Genomic DNA, 19982 nt, shown 5'->3' with positions numbered 1-19982 from the left:
GCATTGGCGGGATATAAAAGAATTAAACATCGCATTTATTAAACTTGATAAAGGAGATCACTTGAAGGAATAATGAACTATTGTAAATTATATGAAATTTTTGTATACGGTTTGTATATGAAATGGAGTGAGAAAATAAATTTCTTTAAAAAAATATACCTATTACGACTATAACATTACCAGTTAATAGTAAATGTAAATTAGTCGATCATATTACTGGCGTTATACGGCCTGGATTCCTGTTGGCAAATATGGTTAATGTGCCGGAGAAACAGAGCGTTCCCTCTGCAACCAAAGGGTAAAAATTAAGGAACGACTTTAAGGTGTTTACTTACCCCTGCCAACCGCTCACAATGAAAACAATTTCCCACTGTAAGAGATGAGTATGAGCCACTTTTTTGCCCACCTTTCCCGTCTGAAACTGATTAACCGTTGGCCTCTTATGCGCAATATGCGTACAGAAAATGTTTCTGAACACAGCCTGCAAGTGGCCTTTGTCGCACACGCTTTAGCGATTATCAAAAACCGCAAATTCAGCGGTAATGTGAATGCTGAACGCATTGCGCTGCTGGCGATGTATCACGATGCCAGCGAAGTTATCACCGGGGATTTGCCCACCCCTATCAAATATCACAACCCGCATATTGCACGGGAATATAAAAAGATAGAAAAAATCGCGCAGAAAAAATTACTGGAAATGCTGCCGGCAGAGTTGCAAGAAGATTTTCGTCCGATATTGGATGACAGCCAGCATACAGAAGAAGAAATTTCTATTGTTAAACAGGCTGATGCCCTGTGCGCTTATCTCAAATGTCTGGAAGAGCTATCAGCAGGTAACAGTGAATTCAATCTGGCGAAAGCCCGGCTTGAAAAAACCCTGGCTGCCCGCCACAGCCAAGAGATGGATTACTTTATGACAGTTTTTGTGCCGGGGTTCAGCCTGTCACTGGACGAGATTAGCCTCAACATCCCAGATTAAAATGGAAACAACCAAGGGATAATCAGCACACTAATCACCATCACTAAAATGGTAAACGGCACGCCCAAACGGACAAAATCAGAGAACTTATAACCGCCTGGACCAAGAACCAGCGTATTCACCGGTGATGAAACCGGGGTCATAAATGCGGCAGAAGCGGCCACACCAATAATCATGGCGAATGGCATAGGCGATACTGCCATTTCACGCGCCGCAGCAATGGCTATCGGCGCCATTAATACCGCCGTTGCCGTGTTGGAAATAAACAAACCGATCATGGCACACAGTACGAACAGACATAACAGCATTACCCTCGGCCCCATATCACCCGCAATATCCATCAGGCCGCGGACAATCAAATCAATCCCGCCGGTTTTCTGTAATGCCAGTGCAAACGGCATCATCCCGACAATCAGGATAATACTGGGCCAATGAATAGAACGGTAAGCGCTTTCCATATCAATACAGCGGAATTTCCCCATCAACAGACAAGCTATCAACGCAGCAATCACATTGGGTACTTCATCGGTAAGCATCATGGCAACCATCAGCGCCAGACTAAAAAGTGCATGTGGAGCCTGAGATGTTGCCGGCGCGACTTCCTCAATCTCAACGGGCAAATTGAGAACAATAAAATCGCGCATTTTAGTTTGCAGAACGCGGATCAGTTTCCAGTCACCAATAACCAGTAAAATATCCCCAAGTTGCAGTGGTTCATCTACCAATTTACCCAACAACGGTTCACCATCACGCCGAATGCCGACAACATTTAAACCGTAGCAGGTACGAAAACCTATTTCCCGCAGGGATTTACCCAATAAATCTGACTCTGGGATCAAAGAGACTTCGGCCATACCCACATTACGGGATTGTTCAGAGAAATATTCCCCGCGCAACACCATCGGCTCCAACAATTGTTCGCTGCAAAATTCACGCAGATCCACCTCACTGTCTGACATATCAATCAGCAAAACATCCCGCTCTCTCAATTCCGTATTGCCGACCGCGCTGACCATAACACGCCGGAAACGCCGCCAGCGCTCAATACCAACGACATTAGCCCCATAGCGGGCACGCAAATTCGATTCATCAAGAGAGAGGCCAATCAGTGGGGAACCTGACCGGATTGCCAGGCGACGGGCACGACCTGATAATTTATAGTCGCGGATAAGGTCACGGAAAGTGCGGCGGTTCCATTTATCATTACCGTTATCAGACTGGTTTCTTGCCAGCCAGTGACGCGCGACCAGCATATAGCCAATGCCAGCAAACAGAATCAAAACACCAATAGGGGTAATGGAGAAGAATTTGAAACCGGGCAGCCCTTCCCTTATCAACTCACTGTTAACAACCATATTAGGCGGCGTCGCGACCAACGTCATCATTCCACTAATAAGCCCGGCAAAACTCAGAGGCATCATCAACCGCCCCGGTGAAATTTTCATTCTGGCCGCAACACTCAGCACCACCGGAATGAAAATCGCCACCACCCCCGTGGAGCTCATAAAAGCACCAAGACCGGCAACTGTCATCATCAGTAACGCCAACATCTTGGTTTCACTGTTTCCGGCAACCCTTACCAGCCAATCCCCCATTTGATAAGCGACACCGGTTCTCACCAGCCCTTCACCGATAACAAACAGAGCGGCTATCAACAAAACATTAGGATCACTGAAACCACTGGTTGCTTCACCCAGCGTCAAAGTTCCACTCATGACAAATGCGATAATCACCAATAACGCGACAATATCCATACGAAGTTTATTGGTAGTGAAAAGAACGATAGCTATCAATAACAGGGTCAACACCCACAAGAGTTCGCTATTCAAAATGGCCTCTATCAACAAATAAAGAAGATATGGTGTCGAAAACGTGATTAGTAGACCATTTTATTGAGGGAAAATCTCCAGTTGCGATCAACAATGCGTCTGTTTTTTCAATTTTTTCCGGTTAAATATCATCAAGAAACGACCGATCGAGTTGCTTAAACGCCCGTTTCAGCAGTTCTGCGAGAGATTGATAAGTCGGCGTTTGTCGCACCGGCGTCATTGCGATACCGGCTTCGGCAAATTTATCACGGATCTCATGAAACCATTTCAGCAACGTCGCGGGCAAAGGTGTTGATGCCCGTTTCCCCAACCACCATAATCCTTGCATAGGTAAACTACACGCAAACAGCGCCGTCGCAACAGCCGGGCCCAGTTGACCGCCTAGTGCGATTTGCCACGTCAGCGTAAAAATAGCCAACGGTGGCATAAACCGGATACCAAAACGGGTTGCTTTAATAATCCGGTTTTCAGGAAACATGGGCGCAAGTTGTTTCTCAATCGGCCAAGTCTTCATATATTGCTGTCCCAGTTGCATCTTTCTTATCCATCCGCTACTGGCAGGAGGCATTGTGCTCATCATGACCTCGATCAATTAAAAACATAATTTTTAAAAAAAGCCTATAAGTGATAAAATATTTTTTGTAGGATTAAGTATATTTTGTCTTTACTGCTGGCTATCGGTATCCTACACCCACTTTTATACTGTCCATAGCAGTAAAGCAGCATATTTTACCTTTTTTATTGCATTTAGGCTCATTTTGTTAACAAATCACCCTATGATTTAACACTAGGCGGGTAAAAAAGGTTCTTAAAAAAATGTAAACCTTATCATCATGCTCTTTACACCTGGCATGATGTTAATCATTTAACGTCATCACTGCTATGCGCTATGCTGATGAGTAATTGACGTTTTATTAATCACATGTCTTATCTGTAAGACACAATGACAAACAAGATATAGGTATTTCCATGTCAAGTAAGCTGGTACTGGTTCTCAATTGCGGTAGCTCTTCTCTGAAATTTGCTATCATCGATCCTACTAACGGTGAAGAATATCTTTCTGGTCTAGCTGAGTGTTTTAACCTGCCTGAAGCCCGTATTAAGTGGAAAATGGATGGCGCAAAACATGAAGCCGCTTTAGGTGCTGGTGCAGCCCACAGTGAAGCATTGAACTTTATTGTTAATACTATTCTGGCGGAAAAACCAGAACTTTCTGCTCAAATCGCCGCCATCGGTCACCGTATTGTTCACGGCGGTGAAAAGTTCACCGCTTCTGTTACCATCAATGATGACGTTATTCAGGGCATTAAAGATGCGGTTCCATTCGCGCCACTGCACAACCCTGCTCACCTGATTGGTATTGAAGAAGCGAAAAAAGGCTTCCCACATCTGACGGACAAAAACGTTGCCGTTTTCGACACCGCGTTCCATCAGACCATGCCGGAAGAAGCTTACCTGTATGCATTGCCATACAATCTGTATAAAGAGCATGGTATCCGTCGCTATGGCGCACATGGAACCAGCCACTTCTTCGTTTCCCGTGAAACAGCGAAAATGCTGAACAAACCGGTTGAAGAGCTGAACGTTATCGTCTGCCATCTGGGTAATGGTGGCTCTATCTCCGCTATCGTTAATGGTCAGTGTGTTGACACTTCCATGGGATTGACACCATTGGAAGGTCTGGTCATGGGCACCCGCAGCGGTGATATCGATCCTGCTATCATTTTCCACCTGCATGACGCTCTGGGCATGAGCGTTGAACAGATCAACAAACTGCTGACTAAAGAATCCGGCCTGCTGGGTCTGACAGAAGTCACCAGCGACTGTCGTTATATAGAAGATAACTACGAAACCAAAGCCGATGCTAAACGTGCAATGGATGTCTACTGCCACCGTCTGGCTAAATACGTCGGTTCGTACTCTGCCCTGATGGAAGGCCGTCTGGATGCCATTATCTTTACCGGTGGTATCGGTGAAAACTCCTCGCTGGTGCGTGAACTGGTGCTGAAAAAACTGGCTCTGTTAGGCTTTGAATATGATCACGAACGCAACCTGGCTGCCCGTTTCGGTAAATCCGGCACCATCACGACTGACAACAGCCGTCCTGCTCTGGTGATCCCGACGAATGAAGAATTAGTCATCGCTCAAGACGCCGCGCGCCTGACTGCGTAATACTTTGCACACCGCCAGCAACTGCTGGCGGTACTATTTTGACCAACGAGCAACCGTAAAGAGGTCTCCGTGTCCCGCACAATTATGTTGATCCCTACCAGCACCAGCGTCGGCCTGACCAGTGTTAGTTTGGGTGTTATCCGCTCAATGGAGCAGAAAGGCGTCAGCCTGAGTGTTTTCAAACCCATCGCCCAATCCCGTTGCTGTGGCGCACAAGACCAAACCACTGCAATCATCCGTTCTCATTCCAGCATTAAAACCGCTGAACCACTGGATATGGCCTATGTGGAGTCTTTACTGACCACGAATCAGAAAGATGTCTTGATGGAAAAGATCGTGGCTCTTTACCACGAAAACACTAAAGACGCAGAAGTTATCCTGATTGAAGGTCTGGTTCCAACCCGCAAACATCCGTTTTCCCAATCGCTGAACTATGAAATCGCCAAGACCCTGAATGCTGAAATTGTGTTCGTACTGGCGCTGGGTAACGATTCCCAGGAGCAGTTGAAAGAACGCGTTGAACTGGCTCGTGCTGAATTTGGCGGCAGCAAAAACCAGAACATTACCGGTGTTATTATTAACAAACTGAATGCGCCAGTTGATGATCAGGGCCGTACCCGTCCTGATCTGTCAGAGATCTTTGATGAATCCTCAAAAGCCATCGTAGCTAACATCGATCCAAACAAACTGGCTAAAAATAGCCCATTGCCAATCCTTGGCTGCATTCCGTGGAATTTTGATCTGATTGCAACGCGTGCAATCGATATGGCAAAACACCTGAACGCCCGCATTATCAACGAAGGCGCAATTAAAACCCGCCGTGTAAAATCCGTGACCTTCTGTGCACGCAGCATTCCACATATGTTGGAACACTTCCGTCCGGGATCCCTGTTGGTGACTTCTGCTGATCGCCCAGATGTTCTGGTTTCAGCTTGTCTGGCGGCCATGAACGGTGTTGAAATCGGTGCGATTCTGCTAACCGGCGGCTATGCCATTGATGAACCTATTAAGCAACTGTGTGAGCGTGCTTTCGGCACTGGCCTGCCCGTCTTTATGGTTGATACCAACACCTGGCAGACTTCCCTGAGCCTGCAAAGTTTCAGCCTGGAAGTACCGGCAGATGACCATGAACGTATCGAAAAACTGCAAAACTACGTCGCACAACACATCAACAAAGAGTGGATCGACTCGCTGACAGCGAACTCTGAACGTCCACACCGCCTGTCGCCGCCGGCATTCCGTTATCAACTCACTGAGCTGGCACGCAAAGCAGGTAAGCGGATTGTTCTACCTGAAGGTGATGAACCTCGTACCGTGAAAGCGGCATCTATCTGTGCTGACCGGGGTATTGCACGCTGTGTACTGCTGGGCGATCCAGAAGAGATCCGCCGTGTTGCGGCTGCTCAGGGAGTAGAACTGGGTACCGGTATTGAAATTGTTGATCCGGTTGCTGTACGTGAGCGCTATGTCCCACGTCTGGTTGAACTGCGTAAAAACAAAGGCATGACCGAAGTCGTCGCACGCGAACAACTGGAAGACAACGTTGTTCTGGGTACATTGATGCTGGAACAGGGCGAAGTTGACGGCCTGGTTTCCGGTGCAGTACACACCACAGCAAACACGATCCGTCCACCATTACAGTTAATCAAAACCGCACCTGGCAGCTCACTGGTATCATCCGTGTTCTTTATGCTGCTGCCAGAACAAGTTCTGGTTTACGGTGACTGTGCGATCAACCCGGATCCGACAGCTGAACAACTGTCTGAAATCGCTATTCAATCGGCGGATTCGGCTAAAGCATTTGGTATCGAACCTCGCGTTGCCATGATCTCCTACTCTACCGGTAACTCCGGTGCGGGCAGCGATGTTGAGAAAGTACGTGAAGCAACCCGTCTGGCGCAAGAAAAACGTCCAGACCTGATCATTGATGGCCCACTGCAATATGATGCCGCTATCATGGCAGATGTGGCGAAATCCAAAGCGCCAAATTCACCGGTTGCCGGTCAAGCCACCGTGTTCATCTTCCCTGATCTGAACACCGGCAACACCACCTATAAAGCGGTACAACGTTCCGCGGATCTGGTTTCTATCGGGCCAATGCTGCAAGGTATGCGTAAACCAGTAAACGACTTGTCCCGTGGCGCTTTGGTAGACGATATTGTTTACACTGTTGCACTGACTGCGATTCAATCTGAACAAGAAAAAGAGTAACTATTCCTTACCCACCCCATTAAATTGATAAGGTCTGACCTCTTTGCAAAGTTCAGACCTTTGAATTTATTCTTCTCGCGCTATAGATGCAGTCACTGCAATTACAGAAGATTAAGGATCGTAACCCGTAATGGGTTGTCTTCAACGCTAATAAGTTTAATCGCTAACACACAACATACCAATATCAGCATCGGTCTTATTAAACGAGGACCTACTTTAACAGCACAACGTGCACCTAACTGTGCTCCGACAAAGGATGCTATGGCCATTGCTAAAGCCAATGGCCATATAATGACGCCTTTAGTGATAAAGATAAATAACGCACCAGTATTACATGAAGCATTTGCTAACTTAGTAAAACTCATTGCCCGCATCATATCGAGGCCACAGAAGAACATAAAACTAATCATGAGAAAAGAACCCGTTCCTGGGCCAAATATGCCATCATAAAAACCAAGTACAGGTGCGATTAAAAATGAAAATAATAATATAGATATTTTTTCCCTATTACTTCTCTTACTAAATTTTGGGGCGAAGATAAAATAAACTGCAACGATGATCAATAATATTGGTACGCAAGCTTCTAATACTCTCTTACTGATAATACTTACAAATAAAGCACCGCTAATGCCTCCTAATGCACTGAAAAGTATTAAAAATACTGATTTTCTCCACTCAATTAATCCCTTACGTGCAAAAGTTACTGTAGCTGATATACTGGCCGAAGTTGCCTGGAATTTATTGGTAGCCATAGCACTAATGGGTTCTATTCCTGCAAGAAATAGAGCGGGTAATGTTATTAATCCTCCGCCACCTGCTATTGCATCAAAAAAACCTGCCAAAAAAGCAATAGTCGCTAGTATTCCTATTAGATCCCAGTCCATAATGATTCCACATATTATTAAACGTTTAAAAATAGCTTGAATTATTAATAATGCAAGCTATTCAAATAGATTTTCATCATTGTGCTTCACATTCAGCCAGCCCTTATACGCCGTAGAATATGATACACTTACAAATCCGATTAAAAAAAGCATCGGTGTAACGCTACTTTAAAATTGCCATTTAATATAATTAGGATACGAAATAATAACTTTATTTTACTGTATTTTGTTGCAACAACATAATGAGCAATGATTTAGCCTTTAAGTAATAAAGGATCATCCGAAATAACAATTCCTTCCGCATATTTTGCAAGACCAAACAACCGTACCAACAATCTACGATTGTCCTTTACTACATCCCGACAATGTAATGCCCGATAGTTATTAATAACAATTGCAGATTCTTGTGTTAATACACATTGGTACGGTACAGCGTCGTTAACTGCCTGACAAAATATTTCATATGCTCGTTTGACAATATTTGAGGATTTTTCATCAACGGAAAAACGGTAGGAATTATAACGGATAGAAAAAAAGAATTTTTCATTAAAATCTATTATAGATACACCCTTACCATCTTCTCCTTCTCCGTCTGCATAAGAATCACTGTATGTAAAATTAAAGCTGTATGACGACAGAGCCAAAACATTAGTTATACCTACTCTTTCTAATACTTCAAGCATTGGAATGACAAGTGTAGGTTCCATTAGAGGATTCCACATTGATGATAAAATCAAAGAAGATGGTGAAGGAGAATGACCATTTTTCGCTTTCACTGTACTCCAATATGGTCCTTCGGTATGAGGGCCAAGAGATAAACCTGAATGAGAACTTAATTCTACTTTACTATTTTCAGAATCAATGTCCTGCAAACCTTTGCCTTTTAAATGAGCAACCAGACGTACTATTTTTCCAGAATTTTCAATATCATATGCAAAAGCTCTATGCTCAACAAGTTCCAGCAAGATTTGATTACGAGCAGCCAAATAAAGGATAGAATATTGATTCTCTAGTGAAGAAAGTGAGGGTAATTTATTAGGGAGTATGTCATTGTCAACTTTTTTCATCCCTTCAAAAATCAGAGCAGACATTAAACCATCAGAATATACTCTAACCACTTCTTGTTGGCTTTCTGAAAATGTTTGTTTTAATTCTACCCCAGCTTGTACCACAATCATTCTAACTCCGCTAACCTGTGGACCACCACGTTTAGCAATATCTTCAGAAAAATAGTGAAGTAGGCTCGCTTGTTGGTCACTGAATATAAATAAATTAATTTCCTTATTTCTTGTTACATCACATGATGAAATCGTTTGTGTATTTTTTTCTATAATTAACTTATATTCCATTTTTTTATACTCTTAGTTATTTTAGTTTCATTAATTACGGTTTTATTCTATCGAGTAAACTATGTTAGCAGTTATTAAAATAATTACGAGTACCCAAACACACTTCGAGATCTAATATCATTATATGCTGTTAATTTCATGAAATTATAAATCAGGGTTATACCCCTCCATTTTTATAATTTCTTGCGCTTGTTAATTACTATTTATAATTTATTAAAAATACAATATAACTGATATACAATAAATCACAAAAAAAATATAAAGTTAAACTTTATTCACAAATCCTCTAGACACATCTGGTTTCTATCGGGCCAATGCTGCAAGATATGCGTAAACCAGTAAACGGCTTGTCCCGTGGCGCTTTAGTAAACGATATTGTTTACACTGTTGTACTGACGGCTATTCAATCAGCACAGGGAGAAGCGTAACCGTTTCTGGCATATCAAACTATCATCAACATAATTCTATAGCGCAAAGTAAAGTGAGATAAAAATTTGCAAGCAGACCAAATAAAAACTATATTTAGACCAATCAGCCAACTTAATCACATCATGGACGGTAGTGACAAGCGCTGACACACCAGACTTGAGGAAGCATACTATTAATTACAAAAATGATTAGAAGGTCACAATGAGAATTGAAACAATCAGCTTTATAAAAAAGAACGCCTCTGCTCTTGAATTATCTGAACCAATTCTGGTCACACAAAATGGTGTACCAGCCTATGTTATTGAATCATTTACAGAAAGAAAACAACGAGATCAAGCAATAGCTTTGCTTAAATTACTCACACTTTCTGAGAAAGATAAAGAACAAGGACGAACCTATACCAGTGATCAGTTATTGGCAAATATATGAGCTGTTAATAACCGGAGAGCTAAATGCCATCAAAAATGTCAGATAATGTTACCGTTCAATATACAGAAACAGCTAAAACCAGCGTAAAAGTTATTTCAGAATTTTTGCGCAGTAAGGAAATAGACCCAAGGCCAATAATTCAAAAACTAGTGAAGGAATTTGAAAATAAAGTTTGCTCTTTTCCTGAGGGGTCACCTATTTCTGCCGAACTCATGAAACTAGGTTGCAGCAAATACCGTGAATGCAATACATCAGGTGGATACCGAATTATTTACTCAATAGATAATGGTAATCAGATCTCAGCACATGTCATCATGGCCCAGAAGCAGGATATTCAGCATTTGTTGTTCACCCGTTTGATTGAAATCTAATTATGTTTGCCAAGTAAAAACATAAGTTACTACAGAAAATTAAGCTACAGAAAAATTTAATTGTGCCGCAGATATGCGGCACTTCGTGTTTATATTTATTTGCACAAATTTAGGGCTAATAATTACATAGTGACAAAATAGATGTTAAAGCCTATTTTAGTGGGTTTTTTGGTAATAATACATAAGAAACTTGAGCTTGTATTTTATGTCCTGATAACCAGTTATTAAATTCAACCCCTACCTTATATCCAGGAACACAGCTACTCACTTTATCACCCGATGTTCCTGTTCTGCCAAGCCCATATGAACCTCCACCTTCCGCTTTAATTTGACACCCATGTCCCCCTTCTTTTACTGGTGTACTGAATTCTTTAAATAACCAACCAACGCCATCTGTGCTGAATTCTATAGCAATTTTTGGCTTTACATTTTTCGGATACGTTTTTGCATAAGTATATTGAGGTGCAATTCCGCAATAGCTTTCTTCTGTAACACAAGGGATTCTATTATATCCATTGTGGTCCAATAATATATATTCCTCTTTGCCCACCCCTCTATACCAATACTTCGCTGTTTCTGCCTAATTATCCTGATTATGAGTAGAAGTATTATTTAGCTCAACATCATTTCTCTTTTCAAAATCTTTTACATTTGCCCTAAGTTTGCAATTTTCATACATAGACATCACTTTGGTTTTTTCCAATCCATTTTTAATTATTGCATCTTTTACCTGATTCCTAATTACCTCCGGATCTTTCATACATGCCATACTAAAACTACTCATAGCGAGTAAGAAAGGGGAAATCAGGAAAATTTTTTTATTCAAATGCATATTTATCTCCTTGCTTGATTTAATCCAAAATGGAATAATATAGACTTCATCTTTATAATTAATAAACACATATCAACTTCATAAGAATATAATTACCTAATACATAACATTGTTATAAAATAAAGATAGATTATTAAATCAAAAAACACAAATTACAGAACAATTAAATTAAAAAATTTTATTTAAATATATGAGATACAAGACAGAGAAAATTTAAAAACAACACAATTTCAATAACATATAAAATAAATTATTTATCAATATTTACATGTTATCTATAATGACGTAATAACTACTGGTTTTTTATATCATAATAATATAAACAACCTCATAAGATTACAATTTATGTATGAATCCATCACCAATAAAAAGCACCGAAATCATGAATGTTCGGTGCTGTATATTTTGAAAATAAACATTTAAAACTAACAATCACAAAACTAAAAAAAGATATAAAATCTTATTTTGATAATAATACATAAGAAATTATAACATCTATTTTTGCTGGTTTTTCAAGCCACTTATTAAATACATTGCCTATTCCAAGTTTCTTGTATTGGTCATCACAACTCGCTGATGTTCCTGTCACACCAAGCCCGTATGTGCCTCCTCCCTCAGCTTTAACTTGACACTTATGTTTAGTTGTAAAGTCATTATATAACCATTTCGGTTCTATTGTACTAAACTCAATAACAACTCCAGGTTTTTTATTTGTCAGATAACTTTGTGAATAGGTATATTGGGGAGCAATGCCACAAAAACTTTCTCCTTTAACACAAGGAAGACTTTTATACTTATTCTGGTGAAATGCTTTATATTCCTTTATTTCCATTCCTCTATACCAGTACATCGCATTTTTTGCTTCATCATCACGTTTTGCCGCTTTCTTATTGACTAATGTCACTTTATTAGGTGTATTTGCCAAGACTGAAAGTGTGCAATTTTTATACATAGACATCACTTTGGTATTTTCCAGTCCATTTTTAGTGATTATTTTTTCTATCTGTGGATCTGTCTTACATGCCATACTAAAACTACTCATCGCGAGTAAGAAAGGGGAAATCAGGAAAACTTTTTTATTCAAAATCATACTTATCTCCTTGCTTTATTTAATTAAGAATTTTAACGTCCAATGGAATAAAAATAAATTTCATTGTTGTTATTAATATATTTATTTTAAAACATATCATTACAGATGACATATGATAAATTAACCGATTACATTATTCTCTCTTGCTACTACCTGACTTAAATAAAGATATGTTATTAAATCATAAAAAACAAAAACAAATTCCAATATGATTAAAATAAAAAATATTCAATTGAAATATATAAAAACAAAATAGTGACAATATGTCAACAATATATGCGATAAAGTGGTTATTGTGCTTATGCCATAATGGCCTAAATAATGTAATCGTAATAAAATCATCTATCTAATTTATATAAATTCCATTTTTATCATAAAGAATAATACCTAACTCATTCAATGTGAGAAAATAATTCAGAGAACACTTACTCAGCTATATTTATTATTACAGTAAAAGGAAAATTGGGTGAGAATCTATTTATTTTTATAAAATGTGACTTTAAACACAAAAGTGAGTTTGCTATTAATAATTAAAGCCTAATACTTATAATAATTAAAGCTCAGTATTGATGTAGTTTTGATGCATTTTGAATTATTAAGATATGTCAATAAAAACATCTTATTAAATTATATGGAGAAAATTATGGTTATCAAAGAAGGCGGATTCCCCTTTAAGCTATACAGTATCACCCCAGATCAAGTCACTGTCGAAAGTTTGAAAGACACATTAACTATCCTTGGTCTTACCTGCGAAGATACAACCCTGGATAAACTTCAGCAATACATCACAGATGTCAGATCACAATTATATAATGGGGCGTACCAAGCATTCGGAATTAATCACCTTCATAACTCTGTCGTCACAATATCCAAGGGGCTTTGGGAGCCTGATGGAGCGCTACATGAAATGAGACAGCTAGATTACATTACCAGAAATGAAGAAATTTTTAACTGGCTTAAAACCCAATACAAGGATTTCCCTGGTCAGGTCTCCGCTGCATCTCATAACAAGTCTTATTATTCAACTGTGGATGCAATCAAAGAGGCATTTGTTAAAGTCGCATATACAACATCTGCAACACTGATTTCTCCACTTGATAAGAAAAGCATGGAGTCTATTATGAGTGGCTGGCTTGCCGGACTGAGCTCGGATGACAAAGCAGACTTCGACTCTGGTCAAAAAGCAACAGCCATCCAAATTGCCCTTAACCCTGATGGCGATAACGTTGATGCTATTGGTGAAGCAGTTGTCGATTGGCGGCTTCGAATTGTAAATTGGACAGGAAAAAGTAAAAAAGATCCAGGGAAGGAGACGTACATTGATATTCAATCAAGATCAGTTAATTACACTGAGACAAGTTTGTTAAAAAAACATTACAATGCCGCTGTTAATCAATTCGGAGGCGTATGAATTAAATATTAAATCAAAAACTCCATTATTTTTTATATACCCATACAAAATTTCCGGCTGGGTATACATAAAGTATAAGGAAGATTTATACCTCAAAATATGCCACTGATTTTCGTACAATAAATTCCGTTGCGTGGGAAAACATATGGAGAATACATGAAAAATACCAATATATTAAAAATAAATGAAAGAGTATCTGGCGTCATTAAAGACTATACTTTTCCTGTTTCTATCGGTGATGGTGAGATATATGTGTCATTCACATTGGTAGACAAAGAAAATAATTATTACCATTTCGTACTTGATGGAGTCACAACTTCTTCAAAAGAACTAACAGGTCTACTTACTATACTCGGCACTGCAATAAATTATGCTCTACAAGTAAGCGTAGATTTTGTCAGAGTATCCAAAAATGGAAAATACAATATTACTTCAAAAATAACCTGTGACCCTCCGGATAAAGATTATCGTAATCATGAAACGAGGAGTGAATCTTAAATATAGGATGGTAATATGTGCACAAATGCTTGGTTCATATATTACCGCCAATATAACTCACGTAAATAATAAAATAATAATCCCAGCCTTTGAGCTGAGATTATTATTTTTGTTGTGAAGAATGACCATGTTCTTCCTGAGCCTCATTTTTCTTCTTTATACGCCATAAAACACTTAACGCAATAAACCATAAAGGGGTGCCACAGAGTGCAACCAGTGTATCCGGATCAAAAACCATGACGACGATGGTCAGGGCGAAAAAAACCAGCGTTATCCAGGTCATTGGTACCCCCAGAGGCATCTTAAATATTGAACGCTGATGCAAATCAGGATGATGTTTACGATAAGCTAAATAAGCAATTAATATCATACACCAACTATAAATAACCATAATAGAGGCAACGGTTGATACAATAGTAAATAATCTCATGACATTCGGCATGATAAATAAAAGTGACGTGCCAACTATCATACAGAAGCAGGAAAATATCAGGCTATGTACAGGAATCGCGGTATTACGGGAAAGAATTTTAAATTTCCAGTGCGCATTTCTTTCAGTTGACAAACCATAAAGCATACGCGTACAAGCGTATAATCCACTGTTAGCGGAGGACATTGCCGATGTTAATGCAACAAAGTTAACAATAGCTGCCGCGGCAGGCAAACCAGCCAAAGCAAATAAGGTCACAAAAGGGCTGGTTTCAGATGAAATTCTCCCCCAGGAAGTCACCGCAATGATGCTTAACATGGAGAAAATATAGAAGATAATGATCCTTATCGGAATATTTTTGACTGCCTTCGGCAATATCTTTTCCGGATTTTTTGTTTCCGCTGTCATGGTACCCACCAGCTCAACACCCGTGAAAGAAAAAATCGCTATCTGGAAACCAGCAAAAAAACCAAAAATACCATTCGGCAGGAATACTGACGGATCAGTCAGATTATTAACCGATGCCGTCATACCATCCGGTGATTGCCAACCTATCATCACCATACCGACACCAACAATAATCAACGCTAAAATCGCAATCACCTTAATAATGGCAAACCAGAATTCAGCTTCGCCAAATAATCGCACAGAAAGAAGATTGCAAGTACAAAGTAAACCCAGAGTCAAAAACGCCGGTACCCAAAGAGAGACGCCAGGGAACCAATATTGAATATATCCACCACAAACAACAACATCAGCAATACAGGATACAATCCAACTCATCCAGTAAGTCCAGCCGAGAAAAAAACTCGCTTTCGTCCCTAAATAATCAGATACGAAATCAGCAAAAGAGCGATAATTTAGTTTGGTGAGAAGTAATTCCCCCATCGCCCGCATCACCATATAGACAAAGAAACCCACAATGGCATAAGTAATAATGATCGATGTACCGGATACGGCAATGGTTTTTCCTGAACCCATAAATAAGCCGGTGCCAATAGCACCGCCAATGGAAATTAATTGAATATGACGTGCACTTAGCCCTCGATGAAGTTCTTGCGAATCAGTAGATTTTTCTGCCGACATGTTTTGTTGATTTTTATTATTTTTTATCATGATAATACCCGTCCGTCATTAAAGCGAAGAAACAGACCGCTGAATCTTTCTGAAGAAGAAGTTGCCACTGCTTCAGAAAGAAAATGGAGTTATGTTTTATTTAATTATTTTTTTCATTTAAAGCAAGTAACAATCCCGCCCGCAATCCATTAGCAACCTCAGCATTAGGAAATAAAATAAATTTTGCCGGGAACTTAATTTCCCAATGGCGATCATGCTGGCTGGCGATTTCAAATCCCTCTGACAATTCAGTGAAATTCATGGTATCTGCGGGAATATGAAGCTGGAAACTTTCATCGCTCTTAATAATGGAATCAATTACCTGGTAATGTTTCAGCTCAGGTTTAACTCGTGAGGCTATTTGTAATGAAGAGATTAAACCATAAAGAGAATCGGCAATTTTTTGGAACCTTGTTAAATCATTTCTACCAAAAGGCATTGCCTTACCCATTTCCATCGTACAGCTATCCGCCCCAAACTTTTCATGCAGAAAATGGCTGAAAGTTCCTCCTTTTGAACGGTGATAAACAAGTGCGTCAATATCGCTGTCATTCAACCATTGCATAAATTCAGCAGAAAATGGACGGCTTTGAGCAGGTAACAACGCAAATTGTTCATGATGAGAAGCGCGTATAGCGGTATGCAGATCAATATGCCAACGCATATTTGCAGAGGACACGGAAGGTTCAGCAAAAAAGCGGCTGACAACATTTTCAAGTTCAGCCGCACGAGATCGCTCATTTCCCAGCGTAAAATCCAGATAACGGCCACCAAACATACGATTCAAATCGTTATGCAGATAACGTCGATTCGTCCGCATAGCCGGCAAGTTACCAAAGATAATCAGCAAGTTATTTTTTAGCGGCAACGTGCCATCTGCCAACTGTGCCAGTAACTGAATCAGTATTTCAATGGGTGCGGTTTCATTACCGTGAATACCGGCAGAAATAACCAGGGACCGGTTTTTTCCTTCATGGGGAACATGGGGAATAAGTTGCAATACCCCTTCTGCCAGCCAGCTCGCATTAATTGTTTCTGGAAATATCAGATGGTCGGCAAGTTTATTTTCAAGCAATAAAGTTAACAGATCCATATCCGCTCCAATTTAGCGTTGAAATTCATAGATCGACCCTAAATTCAGGATCTGCGTAAGCTCATCCAGAGCGGTATAAACTTCACGAAGTAATTGGGGATCAACCAGATCGCCGGCACATAGCTCATCACGATAGTGCTGTTCTATCCATTGAGTCAGGCGCCCATAAAGCCGGGTATTCATTATTGTCGCAGGATTGACCGCGCTAAATTCAGCCTCATTCAACACAACCCTCAGACGCAAACATGCCGGGCCGCCGCCATTACGCATACTTTCCCGCAGATCAAAAACACAGACTTCATTAATGGGTGATGATGTTTGCGCAGTCAGTGACTGTAAATAGGCCCAGACCGTTGCGCTCTGGCGGCACTCTTCAGGCACCACAATCATCATTTTTCCATCGGCTTTACTCAGTAATTGACTATTAAAGAGATAAGAATCAACCGCGTCTTCGATACTGACCTGCTCTGAAGAGACCTCAATGGAGACAAAATCATGTCCCAACACCGCCATTTTCTCTTTAATTTCAGCCAGAACCTGATCCTGATCCAGATAAGCATGCTGATGATGAAAAAGGACATTCCGGTTGCTCACCGCAATCACATCATTGTGGAAAACACCACTGTCAATAGCGACTGGGTTTTGCTGCACAAAAACGGTTTGTGCCGGATTAAGCTGATGCAACCGTGCAATGGCTTCACTTGCTTCCAGTGTTTGTCGTGCGGGATAGCGCTGGGGCACCGGGCTGCCACGAAACGCGCTACGGCCATAGACAAACACTTGTACGCCTTGCATACCATATTCACCACCGAGGCGATTATGGTTTGCCGCTCCTTCATCACCAAAGTTTTCATGCTGCACAAGCGCCTGATGATGAACAAAATGGTTTTGATCAGCAAAAGTGGCTTTTAACGCGGCTGCCGTGGTTTCTGCTTCCAGCGAACGGTGCAGTTTGTTATTTAAATTTGCCACGGTGAAATGTACCCGTTGGTCGGCACTATCCGCCGAAGGTGACACTGTTGCCGCGTTTGCTGTCCACATTGATGAAGCAGAGCTCAGTTTTGATAATAACACTGGAGAATATTTAGCTGCTTTATCAAGTACTTGCTCATCACTGCCCGTAAAACCTAAATTACGTAAGGCTGGAATATTGGGACGTTGTTGTGGCGGCAGCACCCCCTGAACAAACCCCGCATCAGCCAGCGCTTTCATTTTCATCAGCCCTTGAAGCGCGGCTTTGCGTGGGTTAGACACCCGGTCCCGGTTATGTATAGACGCTTTATTGCCGACTGAAAGCCCTGCGTAATGATGAGTCAAACCAACCAAACCATCAAAATTTGCTTCAAAACCGGACATAAATACCTCTGGAAAAATTATGTAAGTTAATCAGGAAAATGGATCCCCGGCGCGAGCGTTTCAGGTAACGCGAGTTTGTCAGTAACTAAAGATGCCATAGGCCAGGCACAGTAATCAGCAGCATAATAAGCACTGGGGCGGAAGTTTCCCGAAGCGCCAATGCCACCAAAAGGCGCTTTACTGGAAGCCCCTGTCAACGGCCTATTCCAGTTCACAATTCCGGCTCTCGCATCTTCCGACAGGCGTTGGAACAACGAAGCATCCGGCGAAATCAAACCCGTAGCCAATCCGAACCGGGTGTTATTCGCTATTGCCAGCGCTTCATCAAACGTGTCATAACGCATAAGAGTGAGTAGCGGACCAAAGTACTCTTCATCAGGCACATCGGCCACCCGGCTAACATCAATAATCCCAGGTGTCAGCAACGTTGATTGAGGATCGCGTTGTTCCAGCGAAACCAGCGAAATCCCACCGAGTTTTTGCAGCCGATCTTGCGCTTCCAACAGATTCTGAACCGCCTGTAGAGAAATAACGCCTCCCATAAAAGGTTGGGGTTGTGCATCCCAATGAGCTGGAACAATCTGTTCAGTCACCGCCACCAGCCGCTTAATCACCGCATCCCCGTGCGCACCCTTTTTTACCAGTAATCTGCGGGCACAAGTGCAACGTTGACCGGCTGAGATAAATGCTGACTGCACAATAGTATAAACGGCAGCATCAATATCATCGCAAGCATCCACAATCAGTGCGTTGTTCCCTCCCATTTCAAGCGCCAGCATTTTCTCTGGCTGACCGCCAAACATGCGGTGAAAGTGAAAGCCAGTATTGGCGCTCCCGGTAAACAGCACACCATCAATCTGCTTGTCCTCCAGCAGCGCCGTGCCGGTATGGCGCGCCCCTTGAATCAGATTAAGCACTCCGGCGGGCAAACCAGCTTTTTCCCATAGTTTTACGGTCTCTTCCGCAGTCATCGGTGTCAGTTCACTCGGTTTAAACACCAGCGTATTACCGGCAATAAGCGCAGGGATAATATGACCATTCGGTAAATGACCAGGAAAATTATACGGACCAAAAACCGCCATCACACCATGAGGGCGATGACGCAACAAGGCCCGGCCATCCGGCATAATGATTTCCGACTCTCCGGTGCGCTGTTCCCATGCTTCGATAGAAATCGCCGCCTTACCTATCATGGATTGTATTTCAGTACGGGCTTCCCATAATGGCTTGCTGGTTTCCTGACTGATAACACGCGCCAAAGACTCTTTCTCGTCATTTAGCAAAACAGCAAACGTCTGGACAATCTTAATTCGCGCTCTAACTGACAAATGTGACCACGAATAAAACGCCTCACGGGCAGACTGGCAAGCAGCTCTAACTTGAGAAGGATCAGCGCTGTTAGCTTGCCACAGAATTTTCTGATCTATCGGGGCGAATTTAGTCATCAACTCACCCTGCCCCTCAACCCATTCGCCCCCAATGTAATGTACTTGATGATTCATA

At 41.4% G+C, this 19982-nt stretch carries 18 protein-coding genes and 1 pseudogene; 8 read left to right on the top strand and 11 right to left on the bottom strand.

The features are described 5' to 3' along the window. The first annotated feature begins 385 nt into the window (after nt 1–385). Entirely contained in the window at nt 386–979 is a 594-nt protein-coding gene (gene yfbR, locus LGZ99_RS13210) for a 5'-deoxynucleotidase (RefSeq protein ID WP_262979189.1), read from the top strand. Here the strand turns inward: yfbR and LGZ99_RS13205 are convergent. Beyond that, nucleotides 976–2808: an SLC13 family permease gene (locus LGZ99_RS13205; protein WP_262979188.1), complete on the bottom strand. Its 1833-nt coding sequence runs from the start codon at nt 2806–2808 to the stop codon at nt 976–978. The genes yfbR and LGZ99_RS13205 overlap by 4 nt on opposite strands. 121 nt (nt 2809–2929) lie before the next feature. Beyond that, nucleotides 2930–3385 (bottom strand): terminus macrodomain insulation protein YfbV, encoded by a 456-nt coding sequence (yfbV, locus tag LGZ99_RS13200; RefSeq protein ID WP_031281206.1) that lies wholly within the window; start codon nt 3383–3385, stop codon nt 2930–2932. A gap of 392 nt (nt 3386–3777) precedes the next feature. On the opposite strand from yfbV, the gene ackA reads away from it, so the two are divergent. Further along, nucleotides 3778–4980: an acetate kinase gene (gene ackA / locus LGZ99_RS13195; protein WP_021325729.1), complete on the top strand. Its 1203-nt coding sequence runs from the start codon at nt 3778–3780 to the stop codon at nt 4978–4980. Between the two features lie 84 nt (nt 4981–5064). Then, nucleotides 5065–7191, top strand: coding sequence for a phosphate acetyltransferase (gene pta / locus LGZ99_RS13190; protein WP_200875268.1), 2127 nt, complete (start codon nt 5065–5067; stop codon nt 7189–7191). Nucleotides 7192–7292: 101 nt separating this feature from the next. Here the strand turns inward: pta and LGZ99_RS13185 are convergent, their stop codons facing one another. Then, a complete protein-coding gene (locus tag LGZ99_RS13185) occupies nt 7293–8075 on the bottom strand; it encodes a TSUP family transporter (protein WP_023045493.1) in 783 nt (260 codons plus the stop codon). 254 nt (nt 8076–8329) lie between these two features. Continuing rightward, nucleotides 8330–9424, bottom strand: coding sequence for a hypothetical protein (locus LGZ99_RS13180; protein ID WP_262979187.1), 1095 nt, complete (start codon nt 9422–9424; stop codon nt 8330–8332). Nucleotides 9425–9720: 296 nt separating this feature from the next. On the opposite strand from LGZ99_RS13180, the pseudogene LGZ99_RS13175 reads away from it, so the two are divergent. The 3 genes and pseudogenes from LGZ99_RS13175 to LGZ99_RS13165 form a co-directional block, all read left to right on the top strand. Next, nucleotides 9721–9852: pseudogene (locus tag LGZ99_RS13175) on the top strand (phosphate acyltransferase); the annotation flags it as partial. Between the two features lie 202 nt (nt 9853–10054). After that, complete coding sequence (locus tag LGZ99_RS13170; RefSeq protein WP_023045495.1) at nt 10055–10282, top strand: type II toxin-antitoxin system Phd/YefM family antitoxin; 228 nt, start codon at nt 10055–10057, stop codon at nt 10280–10282. Between the two features lie 23 nt (nt 10283–10305). After that, a complete protein-coding gene (locus tag LGZ99_RS13165) occupies nt 10306–10653 on the top strand; it encodes a type II toxin-antitoxin system RelE family toxin (protein WP_262979185.1) in 348 nt (115 codons plus the stop codon). Between the two features lie 151 nt (nt 10654–10804). On the opposite strand, the gene LGZ99_RS13160 is transcribed toward LGZ99_RS13165, so the two are convergent. The 3 genes from LGZ99_RS13160 to LGZ99_RS13150 form a co-directional block, all read right to left on the bottom strand. Then, entirely contained in the window at nt 10805–11203 is a 399-nt protein-coding gene (locus LGZ99_RS13160) for a hypothetical protein (protein WP_262979184.1), read from the bottom strand. Between the two features lie 30 nt (nt 11204–11233). Then, nucleotides 11234–11485, bottom strand: coding sequence for a hypothetical protein (locus LGZ99_RS13155; RefSeq protein ID WP_262979183.1), 252 nt, complete (start codon nt 11483–11485; stop codon nt 11234–11236). A gap of 460 nt (nt 11486–11945) precedes the next feature. Then, nucleotides 11946–12575, bottom strand: a complete 630-nt coding sequence (locus LGZ99_RS13150; RefSeq protein ID WP_023045498.1) for a hypothetical protein — start codon at nt 12573–12575, stop codon at nt 11946–11948. A gap of 643 nt (nt 12576–13218) precedes the next feature. Here LGZ99_RS13150 and LGZ99_RS13145 point away from each other — a divergent pair. Both LGZ99_RS13145 and LGZ99_RS13140 read left to right on the top strand, forming a co-directional pair. Continuing rightward, nucleotides 13219–13986 carry a hypothetical protein gene (locus LGZ99_RS13145; RefSeq protein ID WP_021325733.1) on the top strand — a complete coding sequence of 256 codons (768 nt, stop codon included), beginning with the start codon at nt 13219–13221 and terminating at the stop codon, nt 13984–13986. Nucleotides 13987–14142: 156 nt separating this feature from the next. Next, a complete protein-coding gene (locus tag LGZ99_RS13140; RefSeq protein ID WP_036837456.1) occupies nt 14143–14484 on the top strand; it encodes a hypothetical protein in 342 nt (113 codons plus the stop codon). Between the two features lie 103 nt (nt 14485–14587). Here LGZ99_RS13140 and LGZ99_RS13135 read toward each other — a convergent pair whose 3' ends face one another. From LGZ99_RS13135 to astD, 4 genes are all read right to left on the bottom strand, one after another. Continuing rightward, nucleotides 14588–16030 (bottom strand): amino acid permease, encoded by a 1443-nt coding sequence (locus LGZ99_RS13135; RefSeq protein ID WP_023046084.1) that lies wholly within the window; start codon nt 16028–16030, stop codon nt 14588–14590. Nucleotides 16031–16130: 100 nt separating this feature from the next. Beyond that, complete coding sequence (astE, locus tag LGZ99_RS13130; RefSeq protein WP_051769207.1) at nt 16131–17123, bottom strand: succinylglutamate desuccinylase; 993 nt, start codon at nt 17121–17123, stop codon at nt 16131–16133. Nucleotides 17124–17135: 12 nt separating this feature from the next. Then, a complete protein-coding gene (gene astB / locus LGZ99_RS13125) occupies nt 17136–18479 on the bottom strand; it encodes an N-succinylarginine dihydrolase (RefSeq protein WP_262979182.1) in 1344 nt (447 codons plus the stop codon). A gap of 26 nt (nt 18480–18505) precedes the next feature. After that, complete coding sequence (gene astD / locus LGZ99_RS13120) at nt 18506–19981, bottom strand: succinylglutamate-semialdehyde dehydrogenase (protein ID WP_262979181.1); 1476 nt, start codon at nt 19979–19981, stop codon at nt 18506–18508. Between the last annotated feature and the right edge of the window lies 1 nt (nt 19982).

The organism is Photorhabdus temperata, from assembly GCF_025384845.1.
GTDB lineage: Bacteria > Pseudomonadota > Gammaproteobacteria > Enterobacterales > Enterobacteriaceae > Photorhabdus > Photorhabdus temperata.
Note: the sequence above shows the minus strand (reverse complement) of the source record. Positions and strands in the feature narration are given on the sequence as shown.